This window comes from Tissierella praeacuta, assembly GCF_040396155.1.
Lineage (GTDB): Bacteria > Bacillota > Clostridia > Tissierellales > Tissierellaceae > Tissierella > Tissierella praeacuta_A.
Genome location: NZ_JBEBOY010000083.1, coordinates 1 through 5758, shown reverse-complemented (window position 1 = coordinate 5758; position 5758 = coordinate 1). Strand labels below are relative to the sequence as shown.

The 5758-nt window shown below is 32.5% G+C and carries 4 protein-coding genes; all 4 read right to left on the bottom strand.

Features of this window, described 5'->3' with window-relative positions:
- Positions 1 to 244: 244 nt before the first annotated feature.
- The gene (locus tag ABWP20_RS18135) at positions 245 to 592 is read right to left on the bottom strand and encodes a DMT family transporter (protein ID WP_353097759.1); all 348 of its coding nucleotides are present in this window, start codon (positions 590 to 592) and stop codon (positions 245 to 247) included.
- Positions 593 to 1589: 997 nt separating this feature from the next.
- A complete protein-coding gene (locus ABWP20_RS18130) occupies positions 1590 to 3311 on the bottom strand; it encodes an ABC transporter ATP-binding protein (protein ID WP_353097758.1) in 1722 nt (573 codons plus the stop codon).
- The gene (locus tag ABWP20_RS18125) at positions 3289 to 5046 is read right to left on the bottom strand and encodes an ABC transporter ATP-binding protein (RefSeq protein ID WP_353097756.1); all 1758 of its coding nucleotides are present in this window, start codon (positions 5044 to 5046) and stop codon (positions 3289 to 3291) included. Before ABWP20_RS18125 ends, ABWP20_RS18130 begins: the two co-directional genes overlap by 23 nt.
- On the bottom strand, positions 5046 to 5758 hold a 713-nt coding region (locus tag ABWP20_RS18120), incomplete at its 5' end, for an ABC transporter ATP-binding protein (RefSeq protein WP_353097754.1). The genes ABWP20_RS18120 and ABWP20_RS18125, both read right to left, overlap by 1 nt.

Here is a 5758-nt window from a genome sequence, read left to right as displayed (position 1 = left end):
TTGTTACAGCATCAATCAAATGTTAGGAAATAACGTAAATCTAGGACACATTAAAAAACTCATATTTGGATAATACTTCCAAGTTGTTTTCTTAAGAGGTATCTTTTTTTCAAAAAAACAATTGGTAAATTTATCTAATCTCAAATTTACTAGCACAACAGGTTAATTTAATAATTTCATATTAAACTCCCTTTTTTCTTGTAAGATCGTTTTAAAATTATCCATAGGTAGATGGCATATAAGATTACAAAAACTTAACAAATGCGATTCCAATAATCATCAATACTAAAGTAGCAATTCTTCTACTATCAATCTTTCTTTTCTGTAAATTAAACATTTCAAACTGATCGATTGTTAATACCATAATCATTTGCCCAGTTACAGTTACTAGCGTCATAATTAAAGCACCAAGTTTTGAAAAAAGAATGATATTAGCTAGATTAAAACCAACACCAGTTATTGCATTGCCGATAAAAACATACAACGGATATGAAAAATCAATTCCAGTAGTAATTCCTGCAGGATCTACTATTAAATTTATAATGAGTCGTATCACTGTTCCTAAAGAAAATGCAGTAAGTAAAGCTGTTATTTGTCAAATAATTTTTTATTTATTTTATATAACTTTTTTATTGTCTATTTTTTCATCTATATATTTAAACATTTCAATTATTTCTTTACTTCTTCCACAAAATAAGGAACTTTATAAATGGGGTCTCTATTATCATTTATTAACTCGTTATTTTCTTTTAGTATACATGGAGTTTTGTCTGGGTCAAATACTAGGGTTTATTTTTATAATATATTTATTTAACACTAAGTTCAAACTGGCTTCCTATATCTCCAGAAAATACAATTGTTCCCCCTTCTGGAAGTACAGTTGTATTTTCATCGATTATATAGCTATTATTTATACAATTTCCCTCAGAATTATATACAGTATAAGCTGTATTTTCTAACTTTACTCCTTCTTCAGAAACTTTATTTGACTTTCCTCTATTTTTAAGATGGCAGCAAACAAGACTTCTTGGGTTCTTAAGAAGCTTACATAGTGATATATATTTATATTATACCATCGTTTGGAATTTTGTTGTCCTATTTAGTATAGCCTGTCTAATTAGCAGTTCAACGTTGATTCCGAACAGCTTGTAGAGTAAATACTCGTTGTAGTAATCGGTGGATTTTCCAATAGAGCATCTCGCAATATCTCCCATCGTAAAAAGGCCTTGTTCCTCCAGCTTCCTATAACTGCCGTTGTTTAAGTACATTCCATAATCAAATGGCTCTATTTCAAACTCAATTGAATGTCCATTTTTAAATACATGCAGTTTTGCGAAGGGAGTTTTACATGAAATTTATATCGCGGTAACATGACTTTTCCATGGCTCGTGATGAATAACTGTGATTCATGTATTAATAAAGTACAATTTTCAGCATTTGACGTGGGACGGCTTGTTTTTGCATACGAATATTTTACCATAAATCCCTTACTTTTCGAAGTTGGGAATTTATTTTTTACATAAAAAGGACTATGCACTAATTACTTAATGCGACAGCTACTTATTAATCCCAGAATGTTAACTATTCTTTCAATATATATATTCTTCTGTCAATCTAGACTTCCGAATCATATTTTTATACATATTCGATTTTTTCAATACTTCCTCATGTGTTCCTACAGCATCTACTTTTCCTGAATTCATTACAACAATCTTGTCTGCATTTTCAATTGATTTAAGTCTATGAGAGATGATTACAACTGTTTTATCCTTGATTAACTTATTCAAACTCTCTTGAATTTTCATCTCATTTTCCACATCTAATGAAGAAGAAATCTCATCTAATAGGATTATTGGTGCATCCTTCAAGAAAGCTCGAGCAATAGAAATTCTTTGTCTTTCACCACCAGATAATTTACTTCCATTTTCTCCTACTAGAGTATCATAACCATCAGATAATTTTAGGATAAATTCCTCACAGTGAGCTAATCTTGCGGCTTCTTTTACCTGTTCATCAGTTGCATCTTTGTTTCCAATTCTGATGTTTTCCATTACAGATGAGTTGAACAGTATAACATCTTGAAATACAATAGAAATCTTTTCATATAAGCTATCAGTGTTAATTCTCTTGATATCTTTACCGTCTATTAAAATACTTCCAGTATCATAATCGTATAACCTAGCCATCAGTCTTAGGGTAGTGGTTTTTCCACAACCTGATGGTCCAACTAGTGCAGTTACTTTTCCTTGTTCTGCTATAAAAGAGACATCCTCAAGTATCTGTTCTTTGCCAGTATATGAAAAATTCACATCTCTAAACTCTATATTAAAGGAGTTTAGTGATGTTTCTACTCCTTCTTGAATTGAAGTCTCTCTAAGTTCTTTGATTCTAGAAATTCTTGCATCTAGATATAGTATTTCTGCCATATTTTGTTGAAGATTGTCCATTGCTGACATTATCTTAGTAGCGACCAACAAATAAGCTATAAAATAAATAATAGATATTTCATCATTTACAATCAAATTAGCTCCTGTAATAATAGTAGTTCCTAAGGATACTTTCACTAATGCTGACGCTAAATTAATTGGAATAGCCTGCTTGAATTCAGTTCTTATATGAATTTTCTCTCCCTCTTCTACAGATTTTTTTAAGTCCTTCAGCACCTGGTCCTTTAATGAATATGACCTTATCTCTTGATGCATCTCTATGACTTCTTGGAATTTATCAGAATTTTCCCTGAGTTTATGGTAATACTCTGTAGAAGCACCAACTTGTGCTTTCTTAGATAAGTATGTTGAAATTATACTTGCGAATAATGGTACTAATACTGCTAAGCCCAATTTAATATTATTAGCCAAAAGAAATACTACAGTGATTATAAAATATGCACAAAACCCTAAGGACTGAGGTATTGCATGGCTTAATGCGTGTTCAATATCAGCTACATCTTGCATAATCGTCTGAGACAAATCTGAAACATTGTGTTTCGAGAAATATGATAAAGGTAAATCCTTCAGTATATTTGCTATCTCTATCCTTAAATTAGCTGATTCTTTGTAGGTTCCGTTATACAAGGTGACATAATTAACATCTAAGACTAGATACATTATTACTCCAATAATTAAAATTGTAATTATATAAAAAATATTACTTTTAAGTTCTCCATTCAATATATCATTTACAACCATCAAAACAACCATTACTGGTAAAGCATAAATAATATATGAGAAAAAAGAAGTTATGGATGCCTTTATTAAACCTTTTGCTCCTGTTTCACTTAGGGAAAATCTATCTTGAAGCCATTTCATCATAAACCCTCCATTCATTGGCCTTAGAAAATAGTTCTTGAAGATATCTATATCTTGAATCTATACTCATCAACTCTCTATCTGTTCCACGCTCAACTATTTTTCCATCATCTAATACCAAGATTTGATCTACATTTCTGATGGAAGATAATCTATGGGCAATCATAATAACAGTCTTTCCTTCCATCAAATTAGAAAATGCCCTTTGAATCTCATATTCATTTTCTGGATCTGCTGCTGCAGATGCTTCATCTAGAATAATGATATTAGCATCCTTAAGTATTGCTCTTGCAATAGCTATCCTTTGCTTTTCTCCACCTGATAGGTGAACTCCTTCTGAGCCGATGATTGTATTCTCCCTAGTTTCAAACTTATCCAATATATCGTTACAATTAGCAAGTTTAAGTGCCCTCATAACTTCGTCATAGCTGGCATTTTGATTTCCAATCTTCACATTCTCATAAATACTCATCTTAAACAATCGTGCATTTTGAAATACATTTGTAATATTCTTACATATAGCCTTTTCAGAATAATCCATGATGTTTTCTCCACCGATAAGAACTTCTCCACCATCAATCTTGTAAAATCCGCTTATAAGCTTTGCAATGGTACTTTTACCGCTTCCAGAAGAACCTACAAGAGCATAAGTCTTACCCTCTTCTAGCTTTAAGCTCAAATTCTCTAATACATAGTCTTCTTCATATTTAAAAGAAACATTTTTAAATTCAATATTAAAATTATTAAATTCTTCTATACTTCCATGTTCTATCTTCTTTTTATTCATTTCATTAAACATTCCTTCTAATTTGTCCACAACATCTTTTGCCTCCATATTATACATGCCCGCATATATAACCTTCATTAGAGATGCAAACAGAATACTAACAAATGCTGCAAAAAATACGATTTCTGCTAATATTATCATGCCATTTACCCCACGATTTATATAGAAAATAACAAAAGGAATAGTAAATGTTATACACAGATTAAACAGAGTCTGAAATGAAACATATGGAAATCTACAACTCATAGAATAGTTCAAAGCAAACTCTGCATAATCTGTAATAGAGTTATATAACGACTTCAAAGTATAGACTGTACCATTGAACACTTTCAATACTTGAATACCTCTAACATATTCAACGCTTTCAGCATTCATCTTTTCTAATGCCATAGTATAATGCTTTATAAATTCTGGATCCCCGTACATTCCCTTAAACTGTAATACTCCTAAAATTGAAATTACCAGTAATAGTATTACCAATTTGTAATCAATAGCAATTAATGTGATAAACATCAATATAGGAACAAGTATAGCTACTGTGGTATCGGGGATGAGGTGTGCGACCACCATATGGGTTCTACTTGCATTATCATCAATTATTTTTCTAATTCGACCTGATGAATTCATATCAAAAAAGCTCCAAGATGCATTCATCAAATATTCAGCCCCTGCTTTTCTTAAATTAGTCTCCACTCTAAATCCCAACAAATGAGACATCCATAATGCTACAAGGTATACTACCACATATACTATAAGCAGAGCTACTATTGTAACTGCATAGTCCATAGCCTTTCCCAAACTCTCAGCTACAAAGAATTCTCTTAAAAAATTCCATAAATAATAATATGGAACAATAGTCAAAACTGCAGTGATTACAGAGAAGACCACCGAAAGACGTAAATAATTCATTTTTTCTGGAACATATTTAAATAATCTTTTATAGGCATTCACTAAATTTTTGTCTCCTTTCTTTTATCTAATACTTGACCGCCTACACCATAGGGAAGACATACCGGTACATCTAGAATAGGGTGGCGAATCACCTCTGCCTCTACATCAAAAACCTCTCGAAGGGTTTGAGGTACAATTACATATTCTGGGGAACCGGTACTATGTACTTTCCCCTCCTTAACAGCTATAAGATAATCAGAGAACATTATGGCATGATTTAAATCATGGAGAACCATAACAATAGTGACTCCATGCTCTATGTTCAATTGTCGTAATAGTTGCAATGTTTCCAATTGATGAGAAATATCCAGATAAGTAGTCGGCTCGTCAAGAAATAGAATATTCGTTTTCTGTGCCAATGCCATGGCAATCCAGCCACGCTGTCTCTGCCCACCTGAAAGTTGATCCATCTCCCTATGAGCAAACTGCGACATGTTTGTACAAGATAGCGCCCATTTAATAATTTCCTTATCTTCTAAGCTAAGCCCTGACATCTTCCTTCGATATGGAAATCTTCCGTATTCTACCAAGTCAGCCACAGTAATACCAGAAGGGGTTTGTGCTCCTTGAGGGAGAAGAGCCAAATTTTGTGCCACCAACTTCGTGGGCATACTGTGAATTGACTTTCCCTCTAAACGTACTACGCCTTCGGAAGGAGCAATTAATCGGGACATAGTTTTAAGAATAGTAGACTTTCCAGAACCATTGGAAC